This is a genomic window from Streptomyces sp. NPDC057010 (genome assembly GCF_042673805.1).
GTDB lineage: Bacteria > Actinomycetota > Actinomycetes > Streptomycetales > Streptomycetaceae > Streptomyces.
In genome coordinates, this window is record NZ_JBHUSC010000031.1 from 1 (window position 1) to 18,696 (window position 18,696).

The following is an 18,696-nucleotide window of genomic DNA, read 5'->3' on the forward strand; positions in this document are numbered from 1 at the left end:
TGTCAAGGGTGGCCGTAGGCCATCGCGAAGCGACGCGACGACGAAGGAGGAGCGCCCTTGACAGGCCGGGCCGACGCGGAAGGACGATGAGACTGGCGGGAAACCCCCAAACCTTCCCTGATGCCGAGTAATCGGCCCCCGACAACCCGACGCGCCGACCCCTCCCCACCCCCAGCCGCCTCGCCTCCCCGCCCCCGCAAAAAGCCCCCGCCCCTGTCAGTCCCCTCGCATACCGTTCCCCTATGAACCCGATCAGGATCATCTCCGGCGACGCAACGAGCCCCCAGGCCAAGGGACCCAAGGTCATCGCCCATGTCTGCAACGACCTCGGCGGGTGGGGCAAGGGCTTCGTCCTCGCCGTTTCGAAGCGGTGGCCCGAGCCTGAGGCCGCGTACCGCTCCTGGCACCGGGGGCGGAGCGGGAACGACTTCGGGCTGGGCGCCGTACAAGTGGTACGGGTGAAGCCGGATACCTGGGTGGCCAACATGGTGGCCCAACGCGGCATACGCACCGGCAGCGGCGGCCCGCCGATCCGCTACGACGCCGTGTCGCGCTGCCTCGCCGTACTGGCCGATCACGCCACCGAGTTGAACGCGAGCGTTCACATGCCCCGCATCGGCTGCGGGCTGGCCGGCGGCACCTGGTCACGCATCGAGCCGCTGATCACCGACACGCTGTGCGCGCGCGACATCGAGGTGACCGTCTACGACCACGGCTGAGCCGCAACCCGCGGTCGGAGCTCCGCACGCCGTGCCGGCCGAACGCGCGACTGACTCGATGGCCGGCCCGATATTCCATCCGCTCAAGTTCGGAGGGCCGTGAATGAGTGGGACGTTCAGGTATCGATTCATGGCGGGTGGTGTGGGTCTCGCGGCCGATACCTCGGTTGCCGTGTACGAGGCCGATTCTGCGCCGTCGCATTCCCTCCAAATTTGCCCACCGGCGGACCCGGTAAGCTGATCTTTGAAGTTATCTCACTTTCGTATCCGAACGGCGATTACCGGGCCGAGGTGGCGGCCCTGGCCGTCGACGGGTGGATCCATCAAAACCTCCGCCTTCCCCCATGTGAGAGCGCAGTCAGCCTTGACTCCACCAGCCACCGCTTCTCCTTCAGTTGGGGAGGGGCCGGCTCGCCATTCGTTGACGAACTGCCGGAGGTTTAGCGCCTGTGATCGTTGAGTTCGCCGTTCGCGCCGGACAGGGCGAGCCGAGTGGTTTCGATCGTGGAGACATGGTGTGGTCCGGGGGACGTGGAGAGGCGAGTTCCGTAGGGCACGTGCCCGATCAGGGAATGATGATCTACCTCGCCGTGCCGGAACTGCTCGATTCACTCAGTGGGCTGGTGGCGCGGCGCTCCCGTAACGCCTCGTTCACTGCTGTCGATTCGTCCTTCGGCCTTGACTTCAGGGTGACGAAGGCAGGGGTCGGCATCACGAGCCGATCTGGATCCGGACCCGGACTTGTGGCGCGAGTCAGCCGTATCGAGCTGGGCGATGCGGTTCTTGCGGCTGCGGAGGAGCTGGAGAGGCGCAGCCTCGCCGGGGTGGGCTCGGGAGACGGAGTGGTGAGTGCCTATCGGGCGGCCTTGGATCGCTTTCGGCTCATCGTGTGGGCGGACAGGCTCGGGCTCGACCAGCTTGGAGGGGTTCGGGGTGGGATGCCTCGGTAACTCGTAGGGGCGTGGGACGATCCGGGGGTATGGAGTATCGGTATGCCCGTGAGGGTGATGTGGGGCAGATGGCCGCGTTGTTTGCGGTCAATCGGTATGACGCGCTGACTGAGGGGGAGCGGGCCGCTCAGGGGTTTGTGCAGGGGGAGTTCGGCGTCGGGGTGTTGGCGGCGATGGTGCGGGATCGGGAGCTGCTCGTCGCGGATGATGCCGGGCGGGTGACCGGGTTGTTGGGGCTTTGTGGGCCGGGGGAGTTGGGGGAGGTCTCGCCGGCGGTGGTGGGGTTGCTGGAGGCGCAGGGGGAGTTGGAGTGGGAGGGGCGGCCGCTGAGTGGCGTGCCGTGGCTGCTGTACGGGCCCGTGGTGGTTGATGCCGGGTATCGGGGGCGTGGCGTGGCCCGGGGGTTGTTCCGTATGGCCCTCGCGGAGGCGGCCGGGCGGGCCGAGCTGGTGGTGGCGTTCATCGAGGACGGGAACGTGCCCTCGTGGAAGGTGCACGTCGAGGGGTTCGGCATGACTCCGCTCGGGGGCTATGCCGTCGGCGGGCGGCGCTATCGGGTCGTCGGGGCCCCGGTGGGCGGGTAGTCGGGGCAGCTGCCCCGTCCATGTGGGGGATCCGACGCGCCCCGGCGCCGAAGCGTTATCGCGCTGCCGGTTCCCTCACGGGTCGGCCCGGTGGACACTTGCGCCACCTGACGGGGGATCAAGGGGGAGGAGTCGCCGGCGTGGATCGGATGTTCCTGCGCGTGGTGTTCATCGGGGGCGTCGTGCTGAGCGTCATGCTCGTGCCCGTGTGGGCCGTGGCGGGGCTCCACGCGCCGCTTCTGCTTCCGTTCGCCGCGCTCTACGCGAGTGCCGCCTGCGTGGTGCCCGCCTTCGCGCTCGCGCGGACCCGGCGGTGGCAGCGGCTGCCGTTCCCGGAGTGGGTCCGGTACGGCGCCGCCGGGCTGGTCTGCTCCCTGGGGGCCTGCCTGCTCTTCACCGGGCTGATCGTGTCGGCGCCCCACAACGGCTGGTCCGTCCTGACCTGGCACGACTTCCGGGACCGGGTGGCCTGGATGACGGGGGTGCTCGTGCCCGCCGTCGTCCTGACCCACCTGGTCATCGGGTGGCTGGATCGTCGCCGAGCCCGGGTCCGCTAGCGCTCCACGATCACCAGCGGGAGCTCGCGCCACGGTGCCGCGGCCGCCTGGTAGTCGTCGTACGCGGGCCACAGGGCCGTCAGGGCCTCCCAGTACGTCTCCCGCTCCACGGGCGTGGCCGTGCGCGCGGTCGCCCCGAAGGCGGCGGCGCCGACCTGGACGCGGACCTCGGCGTGGGCGGTGACGTTGTGGTACCAGGCGGGGTGGTCCGGGGCGCCGTAGGCCGCCGCCACCAGGATCAGGGAGCCGGTGTCGGCGTCCTCGGCGTAGATGAGGGGGGTACGGACGGTGCGGCCCGTCGCCCGGTCGACCGTGGTCAGGAGGAGGGTCGGGATCCCGTGCCAGAGGTGGCCGTCCGCGCCCGCCGTGGTGACGTACGCGCGGACGTGGTCGAGTCTCGGGCCGGGCAGCGGGTCCGTGGGGTGGTCCCAGTCCACAGCGAGTGCGTGCATGCGTCTTTACCTGTCCTTAGGGATTCGGCCCCCGGGCGGCTAACGAGCATTCATTGAATGTGGATGCGGTCCCCCGTACGTACGGTGAAGGCCCCGGCCCAGGGGTCTTCCCAGGGGTCGGGGCCGGGTGCCGACACATTGCGGCGGGTTACGGCAGGTTACGGCTACGGCAGGTAGCGCTCGATCACCTGCGGGCCCTCCTTCTCGATCAGCTTGCGTGCCTTCTCGACCCGCTCCGGAGTCGGGTCGTGGCCGGTCGCCATCACGAGGTCCTCGGGGTCGTACGGCCGGTTCCCGCCCGTGTGGAGCTGGTCCGACCGGGTCGGCTGGTCTTCCGGTTCACTGCCCATCGCGTACCTCCTCCGGTCCCCCCGGGTTCCCCCTGGCCCCATCCTCCGGCGCCGGCCCCATGAACGCACCTCGGGACCCGGTCAGGACACGGCCGCCCCCAGCGCCACCGCCCCGGCCAGCAGCCCGCATATCGAGAGGTTGACGGCCCTGTGCTCCCAGAAGACGGCGACGAACTCGCGGATCGTGGCGCTCGGCCAGAAATAGCGTGCCGTCGGCGATCCCAGGACCTGCCCGTTGACCCCGGCCTTGCGGGCCATCATCGCCGCCCGGAAGGCGTGGAAGTTGTTGGTGACCACCACGCACCGGTAGCCGGGATCGGCGGCCGTCATGATCTCCCGGCTGAACGCCATGTTCTCCTCGGTCGTGCGGGAGCGGTCCTCCAGCGTGACGTGCTCGGCCGGCACCCCCCGCTCGATCAGCCAGTCCGCCATGGCCCGAGCCTCCGCGACCTTCTCGTCCGAGCCCTTGCCGCCCGAGGTGAGCAGCACCGGCGGCCGTGAGCCGCGGGCCAGCTGGGCCTCGTAGATCTCCTGTCCCTTGCGCAGCCGCGAGGCCAGCAGCGGCGGCACCCGGTCGCCGCCGACCAGGCCGGAGCCCAGCATCACCACGTAGTCGACGTCGCCGCGCACCTTGATCCGCCCGTAGAGGAAGGCGTAGGCGAGGAAGCACATGAAGATGAAGGAGACGTAGGCGACGACCAGGACGAGGCCCACCACGACGGCGTCGACCAGCGGCGAGCCGAGCCGGCCGACGGTGGCGAGCAGCGCGATCATCCCGAAGATCCCGAGCCCGGCCAGCATCGACAGCAGGTTGGCCGGACTGCGGCCCTCCTTGCGGACCATGGTCACGCCGTTGGCCACGAGGAAGACGCCCAGCGCCAGGATGCCGAGGGCGGGTACGAGGAAGACGATCGCGAGGACGATCGAGCCCGCCCAGCCCGGCAGCCTGGTCACCTGGAGGAGCAGGGCGAACGAGAGGGTGATGAAGGTCAGGCCGAAGAGGACGGCGTTGCGGAAGAGGCGGCGGTCCTTTCGGACACTGAGGCACAAGGCGAGGAAAAACAGGGCGGCAAGGGCGAAGGCGACCATGCCGATCATCGTAGGTGTCGGATGGGCGTACGAAGAGGGGTTCGTCTGACCGACCGGCCGGCCAGGACGTCCGTGCGCCGGCCGTCCCGCATGACGAAACGGCCGTCGATCAGGACGTGCGGAATGCCGGTCGGCAGGACGCGCGGGTTCTCGTACGTGGACCCGGCCGCGACCGTGGCCGGATCGAAGAGGACCAGGTCGGCGCGGTGGCCCACGCGGACCAGCCCCCGGTCGGGCAGCCGCAGGCGCGCCGCCGGGCGGCCGGAGAGGTGCGCGACGCACTCCTCCAGGGAGAGCACGCCCAGCTCGCGGACGTAGCGGCCGAGGTAGTGGGGGAACGTGCCGTAGGCGCGCGGGTGCGGTTTCGCGCCCCGCAGGATGCCGTCCGAGCCCCCGGTGTGCGCGGGGTGGCGCATGATCGCGCGGACGTTCTCCTCGTGGCCGACGTGCTGGAGGACCGTCGGCGCGAGCCGGTCTCCGAGCAGCAGCCGCCGGGCGGTGTCCCAGCCGTCCAGGCGCGTGCCGACGTACCCGGAGAAGGCCGGGTCCGCCGTCCCCGAGATCTCGATCGTCGACCAGTCGACGGGCACCCCGTGGCAGCCGTCGGCCCCGGTGACCTCCAGCGCGTACCGGATCCGCTCCGCCGCGGCGTCGTCCCGCAGGCGGGCGAGGACCGCCTGCGGGCCGCCCTCGTTCGCCCAACTGGGCAGCAGGGCGACGAGCGTGGTGCAGCCGGGGGTGTAGGGGTAGCTGTCGAGGGTGATGTCGCAGCCCTCCGCGAGCGCCGCGTCGAGCAGGGCCAGCAGCTCGGGGGCGCGGCCCTCGTTCTCGGCGAAGTTCATGGTGGCGTGCGCGAGGTGCAGCGCGCAGCCGGCCTCCCGGGTGAGCCGGACCATCTCGGCGTAGGCGTCCAGCGCGCCGCGGCCGTACGAGCGGTGGTGCGGGCAGTAGTAGCCGCCGTACGAGGCCACCACCCGGCACAGCTCGGCGAGTTCGGCCCCGGAGGCGTACATGCCGGGGGTGTAGGTGAGGCCGGAGGACAGCCCGACGGCGCCCTGCGCGAGGCCGTCGGCGACCAGCTGCCGCATCCGGTCGAGCTCGGCGGGCGTGGCGGGGCGGTCGTCCCAGCCGAGGGCGTACGCGCGGACCGTGCCCTGGGGGACGAGGTAGGCGGCGTTCACCGCGATACCGCCGTCCAGCCGGTCGAGGTACTCGCCGACCGTGCGCCAGTCGAAGTCGACGTCGTCCCCGGAGCCGTTCCATCCGGCGATGGCGGCCCGCACCTCGCCGAGGGTGCGGTCGTCGGCGGGCGCGTACGACAGGCCGTCCTGGCCGAGGACTTCGAGGGTCACGCCCTGCGCGGCCTTCGCACTGTGGTCCGGGTCGCGGAGCAGGGCGAGGTCGCTGTGGGCGTGCATGTCGACGAAGCCGGGGGCCAGGGCCAGGCCGTACGCGTCGACGGTCCGGCGCCCGCCGGCCGGGATGCGGCCGATCTCGGCGATCCGGCCCTCGTGCACGCCGACGTCCGCGGTGTACGAGGGCCCGCCCGTGCCGTCGACGACGCGGGCCCCGCGGATGACCAGGTCCACGGCGGCGGGCCTAGAAGAAGGTGCGCACGTAGTCGGTGACGGTGCCGTCGGCCTCGACCACCGGGATCAGCGGCCACTTCTCGAAGATCGTGCAGGGGTGGGACATGCCGAGGGCCACCCAGTCGCCGACCTGGACGGCGTCGGCGGAGTCGGTCTCCAGCCAGGCGTGCTGGTCGGAGAGCTTGACCACGCGGACGCCGGCGGCGGGCCGCTCGGTCCCGGTGAGCGCGTCGCGGACCAGCTCGGCCTCGGGCAGGCCGAGGTCGTAGGCGATGTCGCGCTTGCCGGCGTTGACGAACGCCTGCGTGGGGGAGGGCCGGGAGACGACCTGGGTCCAGAGGCGGAACGCGGGGCGCAGGCCGCCCTCTTCGGGGTGGCGGTTGAAGGGGGTGAGGTGGGTGTACCAGCCGTGGTCGTGCGAGACGTACGCGCCGGAGCGCAGCAGCCGCAGGACCGGGCGGGAGAGCTCGGGGATCTCGGCGAAGACGTCGGCGACGGCGTCGAACCAGGAGGAGCCGCCGGCGCTGACGACGATCTCGTCGAGGTCCGGGGCGAACCGGCCGGCCTTGTCGAACTCGACGGCGAGGGAGGTGAGGCGGCGCAGGTACGCGTGCACGCGGGCCGGGTCGGCGTCGGGGACCTCGGCCTCGTAGCCGGCGACGCCGACCAGGCGCAGGGTGTCGGTGGCCGCGACGGCGTCGGCGACGGCGCGGCAGTCGTCGTCGGTACGGGCTCCCGTACGGGCTCCTTCGCCGGCGCCGAGTTCGACGACGACGTCGATGCGGGCGGGGGCCTCGTGCAGGGCGCGGTCCATGAGCTGGACCCCGCGCACGGAGTCGACGTAGCAGACGAAGCGGAAGCCGGGGTCGGCGGCGAGCTCGGCCGCGACCCAGCGCAGGGCGGCGGGGTCGACGAGCTCGTTGGCGAGGAAGATCCGCTGGATGCCGAAGGCGCGGTAGACGCGGGCCTGGTGGGGGACGGCGGCGGTGATGCCCCACGCGCCGTGCTCCAGCTGGCGGCGGAAGAGCTGCGGGGCCATGCAGGTCTTGCCGTGGGGCGCGAAGGCGAGGGAGTGGCGGGCGGCGTAGGTGCCGAGGGCGGTGAGGTTGTGCTCCAGCGCGTCGGCGTCGAGGGTGAGGACGGGGGTGGTGAACCCGCCGGTGTAGAGGTCGCGTCGCTGGCCGGCGAGCCGGCCGACGGTCAGGCCGGCGGTCTGGGCGTCAGGCGGGAGCCCTTTGAACCGGTGGTCGACCGGTTCGTCGGCGAGTTCCTGGACGGGGTCGCTGGCCATGCGGGTGCCTCCGGTTGCATTGTGTGCAATGGTCGTTGCGTGTGCCGCTGCATGCTGTCTAACATCCCGGGTGACGGCGGGTCAACGCCGGTGCCGCCCGGCCTCCTGGGGCTCCGCCCCAGACCCCGCTCCTCAAACGCCGGCGGGGCTGGATTTGCCTGGCCTCGGCCCGCAGGTGCGCGTCAGCGCAACCTTGCGCCCAGGCGGGCTGGGTTGCCCGCAGGGCAACTCCAGCCCCGCCGGCGTTTGAGGCGCGGGTCTGGGTGGAGCCCAGGAACCGGCGGAGCCGGTTCGGTGGTGACGGGACGAGGGGACGAGGATGAGTCAGTCCGTGGAACGGGCGCTCGCGGTGTTGCCGCTGCTCGCGAAGGGCCCAGCCGGGCTCGGCGCGGTCGCCGACGCGCTCGGCGTGCACAAGAGCACCGCCCTGCGGCTCCTGCGCACCCTCGACCAGCACGGTTTCGTGTACCGGCAGGCCGACGGACGCTACCGGCTCGGGGCGGCCCTGTTCGCGCTGGCCGCGGAAGCCATCGAGAACCTCGACGTCCGCGAGGTCGCGCACCCCCACCTCGTCGCGCTGAACAAGGCCACCGGCCACACCGTGCACCTCGCCCTGCACCAGGACGACGAGGTCGTGTACGTCGACAAGGTCGACAGCCGCTACCCCGTCCGCATGTACTCCCGCATCGGCAAGCCCGTCCCCCTCACCGTCGCGGCGGTCGCGAAACTGCTCCTCGCCGACCTCCCGGAGGGCGAGCGCCGGGAGCTCGCCGAGCGGATCGAGTACCCCCGCTACACCGCCCGCTCCACCCCCGGCCCGGCCGCGTTCCTCCGCGAGCTGGAGCTCGTACGGGAGCAGGGCTGGGCCACCGATCTCGGCGGGCACGAGGAGTCCATCAACTGCCTCGGCGCGCCCGTGCACGGGCCCGACGGGCGGGTCGTCGCCGCGCTGTCGGTATCCGCGCCGAGCGTGGTCGTCACCGCCGAGGGGCTCCTCGAACTGCTGCCCCTGGTGCTGCGCACCGCCCGTTGCATCAGCCAGGACTATTCCGGAACTGCCCGACAGGAGAAGGCATGAGCGAAAAGACCGGCATCACCCCCGGCACCCACACCACCCCGCCCGCGAGGTTCTCGCACGGCGTCCGCAAGGGGAACATCCTCCAGGTCGCCGGCCAGGTCGGCTTCCTCCCGCACGTGGACGGGCAGCCGCCCACCCCCGCCGGGCCGACCCTGCGCGAGCAGACCCTCCAGACGCTGGAGAACGTCCGCTCCGTGCTGGAGGCCGGCGGCGCCGGCTGGGACGACGTCATGATGATCCGGGTGTACCTGACGGACGCCGGGCACTTCGGCGAGATGAACGAGATCTACGACGCGTACTTCGAGGAGGCGGGGCTCAAGGAGGCTCCCGCCGCCCGCACCACCGTCTACGTGGGTCTGCCGGCCGGGCTGCTCATCGAGATCGACGCCCTGGCGGTTCTCGGATAGCGCACGCGGAAGGGCGCCCCCCGGGCGGTGGGGCGCCCCCGGCCCGGTCCGCGCCTACGCGCAGTACTGGGCTTCCTTGCCGATCGAGCGGTACATGCAGTCCGCGTTCTCCAGCAGCTGGAGCACCGCCTCGCGGTTGCGCGCGGTCTCGCGGTCGATCACCTCGTCCGGCGGGTAGAAGCCGCCGCTGCCCGAGCTCGCCGGGTACATCTCGAAGGTGTAGGCGAAGATCTTCTGCGTGCCCCACAGCCAGTCGTCGATCGTGCCGTCCGTGATGTACAGGTCGCTCGACTGCTCCGGCGTGTAGCCGTTGCTGGCCGCCATGCTCGTGCCGATCTTCTTGTACACGGCGAGGTCGTCCGCCGTCAGACCGGGCGCGGTGTCGTTGTACGTGTACCCGAAGGGCCAGAGGACCAGCTCGCTGTACGTGTGGAAGTCGATGGCGGCGGTGATCTGCTGCTTGCCGCCGACCACCCGGCTGCGTACGAAGTCCGAGACCACCTTCACCTCGGGCGCCGACTCGGCGGCCGATCCCCGGTAGGTCTCGGAGCTCTTGCTGCTGCTGGAGCCGCCGCAGCAGCCCCACTTGTAGTTCCAGTTCCGGTTCTCGTCGGTGCCGACGTAGGAGGAGCCGGTGTTGGGCTGGCGGTTCTTGCGCCAGGAGCGGTAGGAGCCGGTGGCGATGTCGTACTCGCCGCCGTCCGGGTTGAGGTCGGGGATGATCCAGATCTCGCGGCCGTTGACCATGTTGGTGACCCGGGAGTCGGTGCCGTACTTGGAGCCGAACTCCTTGAGCAGGTAGAGGGCCATTTCGACGGTCAGGTGTTCGCGGGCGTGCTGGTGGGCCGTGAAGAGGACCTCGGGCTCGGCCTCGTCCGTCGCGACGTTGTCGCTGATCTTGATCGCGATGAGGTCGCGGCCCTGGTACGACTTGCCGATCACCCTCTTGCTCATGATCCCGGGGTACTGGGCGATCCGCTGGTCGATCTCCGTGTTGGCCTCGGCGTAGTTGTGGTACTTGGAGTCCGCCGAGGGGAAGTCCATCGTGCCGGCGGCGACCCCGGGCAGGGAGCGCTCCGGCGGACCGGACAGTGCGGTGAGCCGGTAGCCGAGCTCGCGCAGCTTCCTGGCCTGCATGGTGTCGGCGCTGACGACGACCGAGCGGGCGTCGACCTCGTCGATCGAGACGCCGGTGCGCAGCAGGGCGGTGCGCTCGGTCGGTGTGGACGGGCCCTGGATCTCGTACTGGACGATCGCCTCGTCCTGGGTGGCGGTGGACGGAGTGGGTGGTGGTGATGCCGTCGCGCTCATGCCGTAGGCGGGTGCGCCGAGCGCGAGCGCCAGCAGGGCCGCCGTGACGGCGGCCCTCCGGCGGGTGTGGAGCCGCATGCGTTCTCCTGGGTGGGGAGTGTGGGGGTAGCCGTGCGGACGCGCACAGCGTGCTCTCGTGGCATGTTCAGGTCAAGAACCCCGGGCGTTTCCCGGACCCGAATCAGCCATCCGGTCGGCCGCGCCGTCGGCCGCCCGGTCGGCCGCCCGGTCGGCCGCCCGGTCGGCCACCCCCACACCTACCGCCTACGGCAGCCCGTGGACCTTGGGACCCACCGCGTTGGACCAGGCATTACCCGCCTTGGCGTCCCAGTTGGTCGACCAGGTCATCGCGCCGCGCAGCCCCGGGTAGGTCTTCGACGGCTTGAAGGATCCGCAGCCCGTGCCCCTGGTCAGGCAGTCGAGGGCGTTGTTGACGACGGTCGGGGAGACGTAGCCGCTGCCCGCGCCGCTGGGGGAGGCCGGGACGCCGATGCCCACCTGGGAGGGGTCGAGGCCGCCCTCCAGCTGGATGCAGGCCAGCGCGGTGAGGAAGTCCACCGAGCCCTGGGAGTAGACCTTCCCGTCGCAGCCGTTCATCGAGCCGCTGTTGTAGTACTGCATGTTGACGACGGTGAGGATGTCCTTGATGTTCAGCGCCGTCTTGAAGTAGCCGCCCTGCGTGGACTGCATGTCGATGGTCTGCGGGGCCATGGTGATGACCAGGGAGGGGCCGGCCTTCGCCGACAGGGCGCGCAGGGCCTGGGTCATGTAGGTCGGGTTGAGGCCGTTCTCCAGGTCGATGTCGATGCCGGAGAAGCCGTACTCCTGCATCAGCGCGTACGCCGAATTCGCGAGGTTGGCCGCGGAGGCGGAGTCGCCCACCGAGATGGTGCCCTTCTCGCCGCCGATGGAGAGGATGACCGACTTGCCGGCCGCCTTCTTCGCGGCGATGTCCGCCTTGAACTGGGCCACGGTGTAGCCGCCGAGCCCGGCCGAGTCGAGGTTGAAGGCGATGGCGCCCGGCGTGGTGGTGGCGTCGGCGAAGGAGACGGCGATGATGTCGTACTGGGCGGAGACGTCGGAGATCTTCTGGACGGTCGCGCCGTTGTTGAAGTTCTGCCAGTAGCCGGTCAGCGCGTGCCTGGGGACGCCCGGGTTCGGGTTCGGGCCGCCGCCCCCGGTCGTGGTCCCGGTCACCGGGGCGGACTTCGGGCCCTCGCCCGCCGCGTTGTAGGCGCTCACCTGGAAGGAGTACGAGGTGGAGGCGGCGAGTCCGGTGATCTGGGCGGAGGCGGCCGTCACGGTCTGGACGCGGACGCCGTCCTGATACACGTAATAGCCGGTGGCCCCGCTGACCGCGTTCCACGAAAGGGTGAGCCCGTTCGCGCTCTGGCCGGAAACGGCGGTCCCGGCCGGGGCGCCGGGGACGCTCGGGCCGGGGTCGGTGCCCCCGCCGCCGTCCGGGCCGAAGACGCTGAACTCGTCCACGACGTAGGCCGGCTGGCCGTACCAGCCGTGCGTGTAGACGGTGACCTGGGTGGTGCCGGGGCCGGTGGTGAAGGTGGTGGAGAGCTTCTGCCAGCCGCCGCCCGAGCCGGGGGTCCAGGTGGAGACGTCCTGGGTGCCGGTCCCGGTCGCGCCGAGGTAGACGTAACTGCCCTGGACCTGCGTGCTCAGCGTGTAGGTCGAGTTCGGCTTGACCGTGACGGTCTGGCTGCAGCGGGCGTTGTCGGAGCCCGCCGGGGTGCCCTTGAGGGCGGCGGCCCCTGCGTAGACGGGCGAGGAGACGACGGCGCCGCTGCCTCCCGTACAGGACCAGTTGGCGAGGCCGGACTCGAAGCCTCCGTTACGGGCGACGTTGACGTCGGCGGCCTGTGCGGTACCGGTGGCGAGGGCGGTGAGGCCGCCGGCGGCGAGGGTGGCGGCACCCAGAAGGGCGAGGGAGCGTATGCGGTTCACGTGGGCTCCGGTGGGGGGAGGGAGGGGTGGGGAGGAGGAGCTGAGGGCAAGTGGGGTGCCCGTGGGCCAAGTTGGTCCAGACCAATCCTCGTGTCAATACCCTTTGCGATATGGCTTGAACTGATCGGCCGTCCGATCCTGCTTGTACGGGTTTCCGATCACCTGTGACATGTGCTGGCGGCACGGGAATTCCCAAGGCCCTGCCCTGCCAGGGGCGACGCGGATATGGTGCTGAGGCAAGGGGGACGCGCGGCGATCGTTTGCGGTCGCGCAGGGGTGAGTACGGGGTGAACAGGGGGATTCGCGTGCCGACCGCCATTGCCGTCACCAGCGCCGACCTGGTGCTGCCGGCCCCCGACCGGCACACGCCCGGGGCCGCAGTCCTGCACCCGCCGGGCCGGCTCGCCCTGGAAGGCGCCCTCGCCGAGGCCGCCGCCCTGCTGGAGCGCCACGGCCACCTCGTGGTCCTCGTACCGCCCTGGCTGCCCGCGGCCACCGTCCAGCGGCTGCACACCGTACGGGCCATCCTGGAAACCGACCGGATCGCGCTCCTCGGCATCGATCTGCCGCCCCTGGGCCTCGCCCTGCTGGTACGTCAGCTGCGCCAGCTCAGCGTCTGCGACTTCAGCCCCGGAGTCATCGCCTCCGCCGCCCGGCTGCTCTCGCACTACATCTACGCGGGCGCCCTGCTGGGCTCGGTCGCCAAACTCGACCGGATCCCGGTCGGGCTGAAGGCGCACGCCAGGTCCTGGTCGCCGAGCGCGCAGTTCGCCGTACTGGCCCACCCGAAGCCGCACCTCGCCCGGCTGGGCGCGTCGGGGGGCCGGGGAGCGGGTAAGGCCGGGGGAGCGGCGGGCTCCGGGGTGCTGCCGGCCGGGCCCGCGTTCGCCACCCACCTCACCTTCGCCCGCGGCCAGCTCGCCTCCGACTGGGTGACGGCCGAACTCGCCCCCGCCTGGCAGGTGCAGGGCGTCATGGAGAACCCGCTGCCCGCCGACTCCCCGGGCTGGTGGGGCACCCCGAAGCTGGTCGAGTTCGCCGCCGCCATCCCGGACCTGTCCGTCCTCTACCAGCTCGTCGCCTCGGTCCGCCGCGAGGAGTGCCGCTGGTGCGGCTTCGAACTCATCGGCGACCGCTGCGGCTTCTGCGCCGCGCCGCTCCAGAGCCAGAACCCGGGCCCGAGCCCGAGCCCGACCGCGAGCCAGACCCTGACCGCATCGAACGAACGAAGAACGGCGAGGTAGTACGGCCATGAACTCACGCCAGCGCCGCGGCGTCATCCTGCTGCTCCTGTCGGTCCTGTGCGCCCTCGGGGCCTTCGCCGGGGTCCTCGTGGTCATAGGCGACGTCAACTCCAAGGTCGGTTCCGAGGTCGTCGCCTACCGGGCGAAGGGCGACATCGCCCCCTACAGCCCGCTCGCGGCGGGCCAGTTCGAGGAGGTCAGGATCCCGAAGCGGTGGCTGTCCGCGACCGCCGTCACCGACCTCGGCGCGCTCAAGGACAAGATCGCGCTGACCACCCTGAAGAAGGGCTCGCTGCTCCAGGCGGACATGTTCGTCGACCGGCCGCAGCTCCAGCCCGGGGAGCAGGAGATCGCCATCATGATCGACGCGGCGACCGGCGTGGCGGGCAAGATCACCTCCGGCGCCAAGGTCAACATCATCGCCACCTTCAAGGGCGCCAAGGACGGCGACCCCTCGCGCTCCGTGATCATCGTGCCCAACGCCCGGGTCCTGGGCGTCGGCAAGCTCACCCCCCTCGACAAGGACAGCGACAAGAAGGGCCCTGCCCAGGCCGTCCCGATCACCTTCGCCCTGAACACCAAGGACACCCAGCGCGTCGCCTACGCCGAGTCCTTCGCGGAGCACGTACGCCTGGCCCTGGTGGCCCCCGGCACCGACTCGGCGCCCGGCGCGGGCGACCGTACGTACACCCTCGACGGCGACAAGTGAGGCCGGCCGGATGACCACCCGAATCCTCCCCGCGGCCGGCGACCCGGACGCCGCGCGCGCCATCGCGACCCTCATCGGCCAGCTCCCGTCCGCCGAACCGGCCGTCCCCGTCCCCGACTCCACGACGCTGCTGGACACCCTGGCCCGCCTGGCCGCCGACTCCGTCGACGAACTGCCCGAGGTCGTCCTCGTCCACGAGCGGATCGGCCCGGTGCCGGCCCTGGAACTCATCCGCGAGGTCGCCCTCCGCTTTCCGGCGGTCGGTGTCGTCCTCATCTCCTCGGACGCCGGCCCCGCACTCTTCTCCGCCGCGATGGACTCCGGCGCACGCGGCCTGATCGGCCTGCCGCTCTCCTACGAGGAACTCGCCGCGCGGGTGCAGGCCGCCGCCCAGTGGGCCGTGGGCGTACGCCGCCACCTCGGGCGGGGAGCGGCGACCGACGTCTTCACCGGGCCCGGCGGGCGGGTCGTCACCGTCACCGGGGCCAAGGGCGGCGTCGGCACCACCTTCACCGCCGTCCAGTTCGCGCTGGCCGCGGCCGCCTCGGGACGGCGTACCGCACTGGTCGACATGGACCTCCAGGCAGGCGACGTCGGCTCGTACCTCGACGTGCAGTTCCGGCGCTCGATCGCCGACCTCGCCGGGATCCAGGACATCTCCCCGCGGGTCCTCCAGGACGCGGTCTACGAGGACCGCACCGGGCTGGCGCTGCTGCTGGCCCCCGCGGACGGCGAACGCGGCGAGGAGGTCGACGACCGGGCCGCCCGGCACATCGTCGGCGCCCTGCGCAGCCGCTACGAGATCGTCGTCGTCGACTGCGGGACCCAGGTGACGGGCGCGACCGCGACCACCGTGGAGATGGCGGACGTGGCGGTGCTGGTCACCACGCCCGACGTCGTCGCGGTACGGGCGGCGAAGCGGATGGTCCGCATGTGGGAGCGGCTCCAGGTGCGCAAGGCGGAGGACACCGCGATGGTCGTCAACCGCTGGAGCAAGCACACCGAGATACAGCCCGCCCTGATCGAGAAGATCACCAAGACCCGCGCCACCCGCACCCCGGTCCCGGCCGCCTTCAAGGAACTCCAGGGGGTGGTGGATGCCGGCCGGGTCCAGGACCTGGACAACCGCTCCACGGTCAAGCAGGCCCTGTGGACCCTGGCGGGCGAACTCGGCCTCCTCTCCGCCGCGGAGGACCCCGCACCGGCGGCGGCACCGGGCGCGACCCTCGCGGTCCGCGCCTCGGGCCCGGTGGCCCGCCTGCGGCGCGGCCGGGAGGGCTGAGGGATGCGGCGCCCCTGCCGGGGGGACCGGGGCCAGCTGGCGATCGAGTTCGCCGGCACGGTCCCGCTGATCCTGCTGCTCGTGGCGGCGGTGTGGGAGTGCGTCCTGATCGGGTACGCGTTCTCCCTGGCGGGCAACGCGGCCGATGAGGGGGCGCGGGCGGGGGCGGTGGGCCGCTCCTGCGAGGACGCGGCCAGGAAGCACGTCGGCACCGCGTGGACCATGGGCGTCACGTGCGGCACGTCGGGCGAGGTCTACACGGCGACCGTCCGCCTCAACCTCCCGGTCCTCTTCCCCGGCCTCGACATCGGTGTCCCCATCGAAGGCACCGGCGGCTCCTCGAAGGAGGACGAGTGACATGGACCGGCAGCGGAAGGAACGGAAGGACCGGGACAGGGACCGGGACCGGGACAGGGACCGGGGCCAGGCGACTCTGGAGTACCTCGCCTTCGTCCCCGTCCTGCTCCTCGTCGCACTCTGCGGGATCCAGCTCGGCTGGGCCGCGTACGTCACCCAGCAGGCGCAGACCGCGGCCCGTACGGCGGCGCGCGTAGAGGCACGCAAGCCGGGGGACGGAGATGCGGCGGGCCGGCTCGCCATCAGGGAGAGCCTGAGGGCGGGCGCGGAGATCGACATATCGAAGCCCGGCGACGCGGTCACGGTGACCGTCAGCATCCCGATCAGATCCATCGTGCCCGGCGTGGACGACAAGACCGTCACGCGCACGGCCACCATGCCCAACGACGACCCCGACGCCGACCCGGAGGGACCCTGACCATGAGCCTGCGTTCCCGGGTCAACACCCCGGACGACCACCACAGCCCCCGCGAGGACGGCCGGCTGGTCTCCTCCTACCGCGCCAAGCTGCTGGAGGAGATCGACCTCGCCGAGATGTCCGCGCTCGCACCCGCCGAGCGCCGGGCCCGCCTGGAGCGGGTGCTCGGCCACATCATCAGCCGCGAAGGGCCCGTCCTCTCCACCGTCGAGCGCGCCCAGCTGATCCGCCGCGTCGTCGACGAGGCCCTCGGGCTCGGCGTGCTCGAACCGCTCCTCGAAGACGCGTCCATCTCCGAGATCATGGTGAACGGCCCCGACCAGATCTTCGTCGAGCGGGCCGGCCGCGTGGAGCAGCTCCCCCTGCGCTTCGCCTCGCACGAGCAGCTGATGCAGACCATCGAGCGCATCGTCTCCACCGTCAACCGGCGCGTGGACGAGGCCAATCCGATGGTCGACGCCCGCCTGCCCAGCGGTGAGCGCGTCAACGTCATCATCCCACCGCTCTCCCTGACCGGCGCCACGCTCACCATCCGCCGCTTCCCGCGCGCCTTCACCCTGCACGAGATGATCACGCTCGGCTCACTGGACGAGCAGATGCTCCTGCTGCTGTCCGGGCTGGTCGCCGCGAAGATGAACCTGATCGTCTCCGGCGCCACCGGCACCGGCAAGACCACCCTCCTCAACGCCCTCTCCGGCCTGATCCCGGAGGGCGAACGCATCATCACCATCGAGGACTCCGCCGAGCTCCAGCTTCAGCAGGCGCACGTCATCCGCCTCGAATCCCGCCCGGCGAACGTCGAGGGCAAGGGGCAGATCACCATCCGCGACCTCGTACGCAACTCCCTGCGCATGCGGCCCGACCGCATCATCGTCGGCGAGGTCCGCGGCGGGGAGACCCTCGACATGCTCCAGGCGATGTCCACCGGCCACGACGGCTCGCTCGCCACCGTCCACGCCAACAGCTCCTCGGACGCCCTGATGCGCCTGCAGACCCTCGCCTCCATGTCGGAGGTCGAGATCCCCTTCGAGGCGCTCCAGGACCAGATCAACAGCGCCGTCAACATCATCGTCCAGCTCACCCGCTTCGGTGACGGCTCGCGCCGCATCACGGAGATCTCCGTCCTCGAATCGCACGGCCGCGAGCCCTTCCGCATCACCACGGTCTGCCGGTTCGTCGCGCAGCCGATGGGCGCGGACGGGCGGGTGTACGGGCACTTCGCGTACTACCCGCTGCCGCGCCGGATCGCGGAGCGCCTCTACATGAGCAACCAGCCGATCCCGCAGGCCTTCGGGGTCGCGCTGCCGGACGCCGCGGCGGCCGCAGACCCCCTCACGGGCCCGCTCCCGAACCACCCGACCCACCCGACCGATCCCCTCGCCGCCCGCATCACCCGGACCGCCCTGTGAACCCACTGATCCTCCTCACCCTCGGCGCCACCCTGCTGGCCTGCGTCTTCGTGGTCGTCGGCCTCCAGGCGTACGCGGCCGGCCGGGCCCAGCGCGCCGCCCTCATCGAACGCCTCTCGGCGAGCGCGGTACCGGAGCCCCCGGGCCGGGTGCGCCGCTTCCGGGAGATCGACCGGCGCCTGCGCAAGACCGCCCTGGGCCGCCGCATCGAGATCAAGCTCGCGGTGACCGGCCTGGACCTGACCGTGGGCGAGTTCTTCGTCTACATGGTGGCCGCCGTCACCGGCACATGGCTGATCGCGGCCTCCTTCCTGGCCCCCTTCTTCGGGCCGGTCGCAGGGCTGCTCGGCCTGTGGGCGGCGAACGCGTTCCTCAACTGGCAGCGGGCGCGCCGCACCGAGCGGTTCATCAACCAGCTCCCCGACCTCGCCCGCATCCTCGCCAACGCCACCCAGGCCGGGCTGGCCCTCCGTACGGCCATCGGCATGGCGGCCGAGGAGCTGGAGGCGCCCGCGGGCGAGGAACTGGCGCGGGTCGCCGACCGGCTGGCCGTCGGCCACTCCATGGAAGAGGCCCTGGGCGAGATCGCCGAACGCCTCCCGTCACGGGAACTGGTCGTCCTGGTCACCACCCTCGTCCTGTCCTCCCGGGCGGGCGGCGCGATCGTCGGCAGCCTGCGGAACCTGACCGTCACCCTGGAACAGCGCAAGGAGACGCGGCGCGAGATCCGCACCCAGCTGTCCCAGGTCACGGTCACGGCGTACCTGGTCCCGGTGATGGGCGTCGGGTCCCTCCTCCTCGTGGACACGCTGATGCCGGGCGCCCTGGACCGGATGACCGGCTCGGTCATCGGGCAGACCGCCGTCCTGATCGCCCTCGGGCTCTTCGCGCTCGGCTTCGTCTTCATCCGCCGCCTGTCCAAGATCGACGTCTGAGGAGGC

General features: G+C 71.5%; 20 protein-coding genes. 13 read left to right on the forward strand and 7 right to left on the reverse strand.

All coding sequences use genetic code 11. From position 1 onward, the window contains the following. Positions 1-242: 242 nt before the first annotated feature. The 4 genes from ACFTXQ_RS23785 (at position 243) to ACFTXQ_RS23800 (ending at position 2,810) form a co-directional block, all read left to right on the forward strand. Positions 243-719, forward strand: a complete 477-nt coding sequence (locus tag ACFTXQ_RS23785; protein WP_382643904.1) for a macro domain-containing protein — start codon at positions 243-245, stop codon at positions 717-719. A gap of 449 nt (positions 720-1,168) precedes the next feature. Continuing rightward, entirely contained in the window at positions 1,169-1,669 is a 501-nt protein-coding gene (locus tag ACFTXQ_RS23790) for a hypothetical protein (protein ID WP_382643906.1), read from the forward strand. Between the two features lie 29 nt (positions 1,670-1,698). Next, positions 1,699-2,253 carry a GNAT family N-acetyltransferase gene (locus ACFTXQ_RS23795; protein WP_382643908.1) on the forward strand — a complete coding sequence of 185 codons (555 nt, stop codon included), beginning with the start codon at positions 1,699-1,701 and terminating at the stop codon, positions 2,251-2,253. 140 nt (positions 2,254-2,393) lie between these two features. Continuing rightward, positions 2,394-2,810, forward strand: coding sequence for a hypothetical protein (locus tag ACFTXQ_RS23800; RefSeq protein WP_382643910.1), 417 nt, complete (start codon positions 2,394-2,396; stop codon positions 2,808-2,810). On the opposite strand, the gene ACFTXQ_RS23805 is transcribed toward ACFTXQ_RS23800, so the two are convergent. The 5 genes from ACFTXQ_RS23805 to ACFTXQ_RS23825 form a co-directional block, all read right to left on the reverse strand. Further along, a complete protein-coding gene (locus tag ACFTXQ_RS23805) occupies positions 2,807-3,262 on the reverse strand; it encodes a nitroreductase/quinone reductase family protein (RefSeq protein ID WP_382643912.1) in 456 nt (151 codons plus the stop codon). The two genes, ACFTXQ_RS23800 and ACFTXQ_RS23805, sit on opposite strands and share 4 nt — an antisense overlap. 164 nt (positions 3,263-3,426) lie before the next feature. After that, positions 3,427-3,612, reverse strand: a complete 186-nt coding sequence (locus ACFTXQ_RS23810; protein WP_382643914.1) for a hypothetical protein — start codon at positions 3,610-3,612, stop codon at positions 3,427-3,429. Positions 3,613-3,693: 81 nt separating this feature from the next. Then, positions 3,694-4,701, reverse strand: coding sequence for a YdcF family protein (locus tag ACFTXQ_RS23815; RefSeq protein ID WP_382643916.1), 1,008 nt, complete (start codon positions 4,699-4,701; stop codon positions 3,694-3,696). Between the two features lie 5 nt (positions 4,702-4,706). Further along, positions 4,707-6,290: an amidohydrolase family protein gene (locus tag ACFTXQ_RS23820; protein WP_382643918.1), complete on the reverse strand. Its 1,584-nt coding sequence runs from the start codon at positions 6,288-6,290 to the stop codon at positions 4,707-4,709. Between the two features lie 10 nt (positions 6,291-6,300). Beyond that, positions 6,301-7,581, reverse strand: a complete 1,281-nt coding sequence (locus ACFTXQ_RS23825) for an alanine racemase (protein WP_382643920.1) — start codon at positions 7,579-7,581, stop codon at positions 6,301-6,303. Between the two features lie 319 nt (positions 7,582-7,900). Between ACFTXQ_RS23825 and ACFTXQ_RS23830 the strand changes: the two genes are divergently transcribed. Together ACFTXQ_RS23830 and ACFTXQ_RS23835 are read left to right on the forward strand one after the other, a co-directional pair. Next, on the forward strand, positions 7,901-8,659 hold the full coding sequence (locus ACFTXQ_RS23830) for an IclR family transcriptional regulator (RefSeq protein WP_382643922.1): 759 nt from the start codon (positions 7,901-7,903) through the stop codon (positions 8,657-8,659). Continuing rightward, positions 8,656-9,066 carry a RidA family protein gene (locus ACFTXQ_RS23835; protein WP_382643924.1) on the forward strand — a complete coding sequence of 137 codons (411 nt, stop codon included), beginning with the start codon at positions 8,656-8,658 and terminating at the stop codon, positions 9,064-9,066. Before ACFTXQ_RS23830 ends, ACFTXQ_RS23835 begins: the two co-directional genes overlap by 4 nt. A 54-nt stretch (positions 9,067-9,120) precedes the next feature. Here ACFTXQ_RS23835 and ACFTXQ_RS23840 read toward each other — a convergent pair whose 3' ends face one another. Together ACFTXQ_RS23840 and ACFTXQ_RS23845 are read right to left on the reverse strand one after the other, a co-directional pair. Further along, positions 9,121-10,455: a M14 family metallopeptidase gene (locus tag ACFTXQ_RS23840; RefSeq protein WP_382643926.1), complete on the reverse strand. Its 1,335-nt coding sequence runs from the start codon at positions 10,453-10,455 to the stop codon at positions 9,121-9,123. Positions 10,456-10,641: 186 nt separating this feature from the next. After that, a complete protein-coding gene (locus ACFTXQ_RS23845; protein ID WP_382643928.1) occupies positions 10,642-12,336 on the reverse strand; it encodes a chitinase in 1,695 nt (564 codons plus the stop codon). A 305-nt stretch (positions 12,337-12,641) separates the two neighbouring features. On the opposite strand from ACFTXQ_RS23845, the gene ACFTXQ_RS23850 reads away from it, so the two are divergent. The 7 genes from ACFTXQ_RS23850 to ACFTXQ_RS23880 are packed head-to-tail and all read left to right on the forward strand — an operon-like array spanning position 12,642 to position 18,690. Continuing rightward, entirely contained in the window at positions 12,642-13,580 is a 939-nt protein-coding gene (locus ACFTXQ_RS23850; protein WP_382643930.1) for a hypothetical protein, read from the forward strand. 7 nt (positions 13,581-13,587) lie between these two features. Continuing rightward, positions 13,588-14,289, forward strand: coding sequence for a Flp pilus assembly protein CpaB (gene cpaB, locus ACFTXQ_RS23855; RefSeq protein WP_382643931.1), 702 nt, complete (start codon positions 13,588-13,590; stop codon positions 14,287-14,289). Positions 14,290-14,299: 10 nt separating this feature from the next. Continuing rightward, positions 14,300-15,571, forward strand: a complete 1,272-nt coding sequence (locus tag ACFTXQ_RS23860) for a CpaE family protein (protein WP_382643933.1) — start codon at positions 14,300-14,302, stop codon at positions 15,569-15,571. Positions 15,572-15,574: 3 nt separating this feature from the next. Further along, a complete protein-coding gene (locus ACFTXQ_RS23865; protein ID WP_382643935.1) occupies positions 15,575-15,928 on the forward strand; it encodes a TadE/TadG family type IV pilus assembly protein in 354 nt (117 codons plus the stop codon). 1 nt (position 15,929) lies between these two features. After that, positions 15,930-16,346 (forward strand): TadE/TadG family type IV pilus assembly protein, encoded by a 417-nt coding sequence (locus ACFTXQ_RS23870; protein ID WP_382643937.1) that lies wholly within the window; start codon positions 15,930-15,932, stop codon positions 16,344-16,346. A gap of 2 nt (positions 16,347-16,348) precedes the next feature. After that, on the forward strand, positions 16,349-17,755 hold the full coding sequence (locus ACFTXQ_RS23875; RefSeq protein WP_382643939.1) for a CpaF family protein: 1,407 nt from the start codon (positions 16,349-16,351) through the stop codon (positions 17,753-17,755). Continuing rightward, positions 17,752-18,690: a type II secretion system F family protein gene (locus ACFTXQ_RS23880; protein ID WP_382643941.1), complete on the forward strand. Its 939-nt coding sequence runs from the start codon at positions 17,752-17,754 to the stop codon at positions 18,688-18,690. Before ACFTXQ_RS23875 ends, ACFTXQ_RS23880 begins: the two co-directional genes overlap by 4 nt. Positions 18,691-18,696 lie beyond the last annotated feature (6 nt).

Bases quoted from the DNA above. Each gene is read 5' to 3' on its own strand.
- ACFTXQ_RS23785 (WP_382643904.1), top strand. From the start codon at position 243: ATGAACCCGATCAGGATCATCTCCGGCGACGCAACGAGCCCCCAGGCC.
- ACFTXQ_RS23795 (WP_382643908.1), top strand. From the start codon at position 1,699: ATGGAGTATCGGTATGCCCGTGAGGGTGATGTGGGGCAGATGGCCGCG.
- ACFTXQ_RS23805 (WP_382643912.1), bottom strand. From the start codon at position 3,262: ATGCACGCACTCGCTGTGGACTGGGACCACCCCACGGACCCGCTGCCC.
- ACFTXQ_RS23810 (WP_382643914.1), bottom strand. From the start codon at position 3,612: ATGGGCAGTGAACCGGAAGACCAGCCGACCCGGTCGGACCAGCTCCAC.
- ACFTXQ_RS23815 (WP_382643916.1), bottom strand. From the start codon at position 4,701: ATGGTCGCCTTCGCCCTTGCCGCCCTGTTTTTCCTCGCCTTGTGCCTC.
- ACFTXQ_RS23825 (WP_382643920.1), bottom strand. From the start codon at position 7,581: ATGGCCAGCGACCCCGTCCAGGAACTCGCCGACGAACCGGTCGACCAC.
- ACFTXQ_RS23830 (WP_382643922.1), top strand. From the start codon at position 7,901: ATGAGTCAGTCCGTGGAACGGGCGCTCGCGGTGTTGCCGCTGCTCGCG.
- ACFTXQ_RS23835 (WP_382643924.1), top strand. From the start codon at position 8,656: ATGAGCGAAAAGACCGGCATCACCCCCGGCACCCACACCACCCCGCCC.
- ACFTXQ_RS23840 (WP_382643926.1), bottom strand. From the start codon at position 10,455: ATGCGGCTCCACACCCGCCGGAGGGCCGCCGTCACGGCGGCCCTGCTG.
- cpaB (WP_382643931.1), top strand. From the start codon at position 13,588: ATGAACTCACGCCAGCGCCGCGGCGTCATCCTGCTGCTCCTGTCGGTC.
- ACFTXQ_RS23860 (WP_382643933.1), top strand. From the start codon at position 14,300: ATGACCACCCGAATCCTCCCCGCGGCCGGCGACCCGGACGCCGCGCGC.
- ACFTXQ_RS23865 (WP_382643935.1), top strand. From the start codon at position 15,575: ATGCGGCGCCCCTGCCGGGGGGACCGGGGCCAGCTGGCGATCGAGTTC.
- ACFTXQ_RS23870 (WP_382643937.1), top strand. From the start codon at position 15,930: ATGGACCGGCAGCGGAAGGAACGGAAGGACCGGGACAGGGACCGGGAC.
- ACFTXQ_RS23875 (WP_382643939.1), top strand. From the start codon at position 16,349: ATGAGCCTGCGTTCCCGGGTCAACACCCCGGACGACCACCACAGCCCC.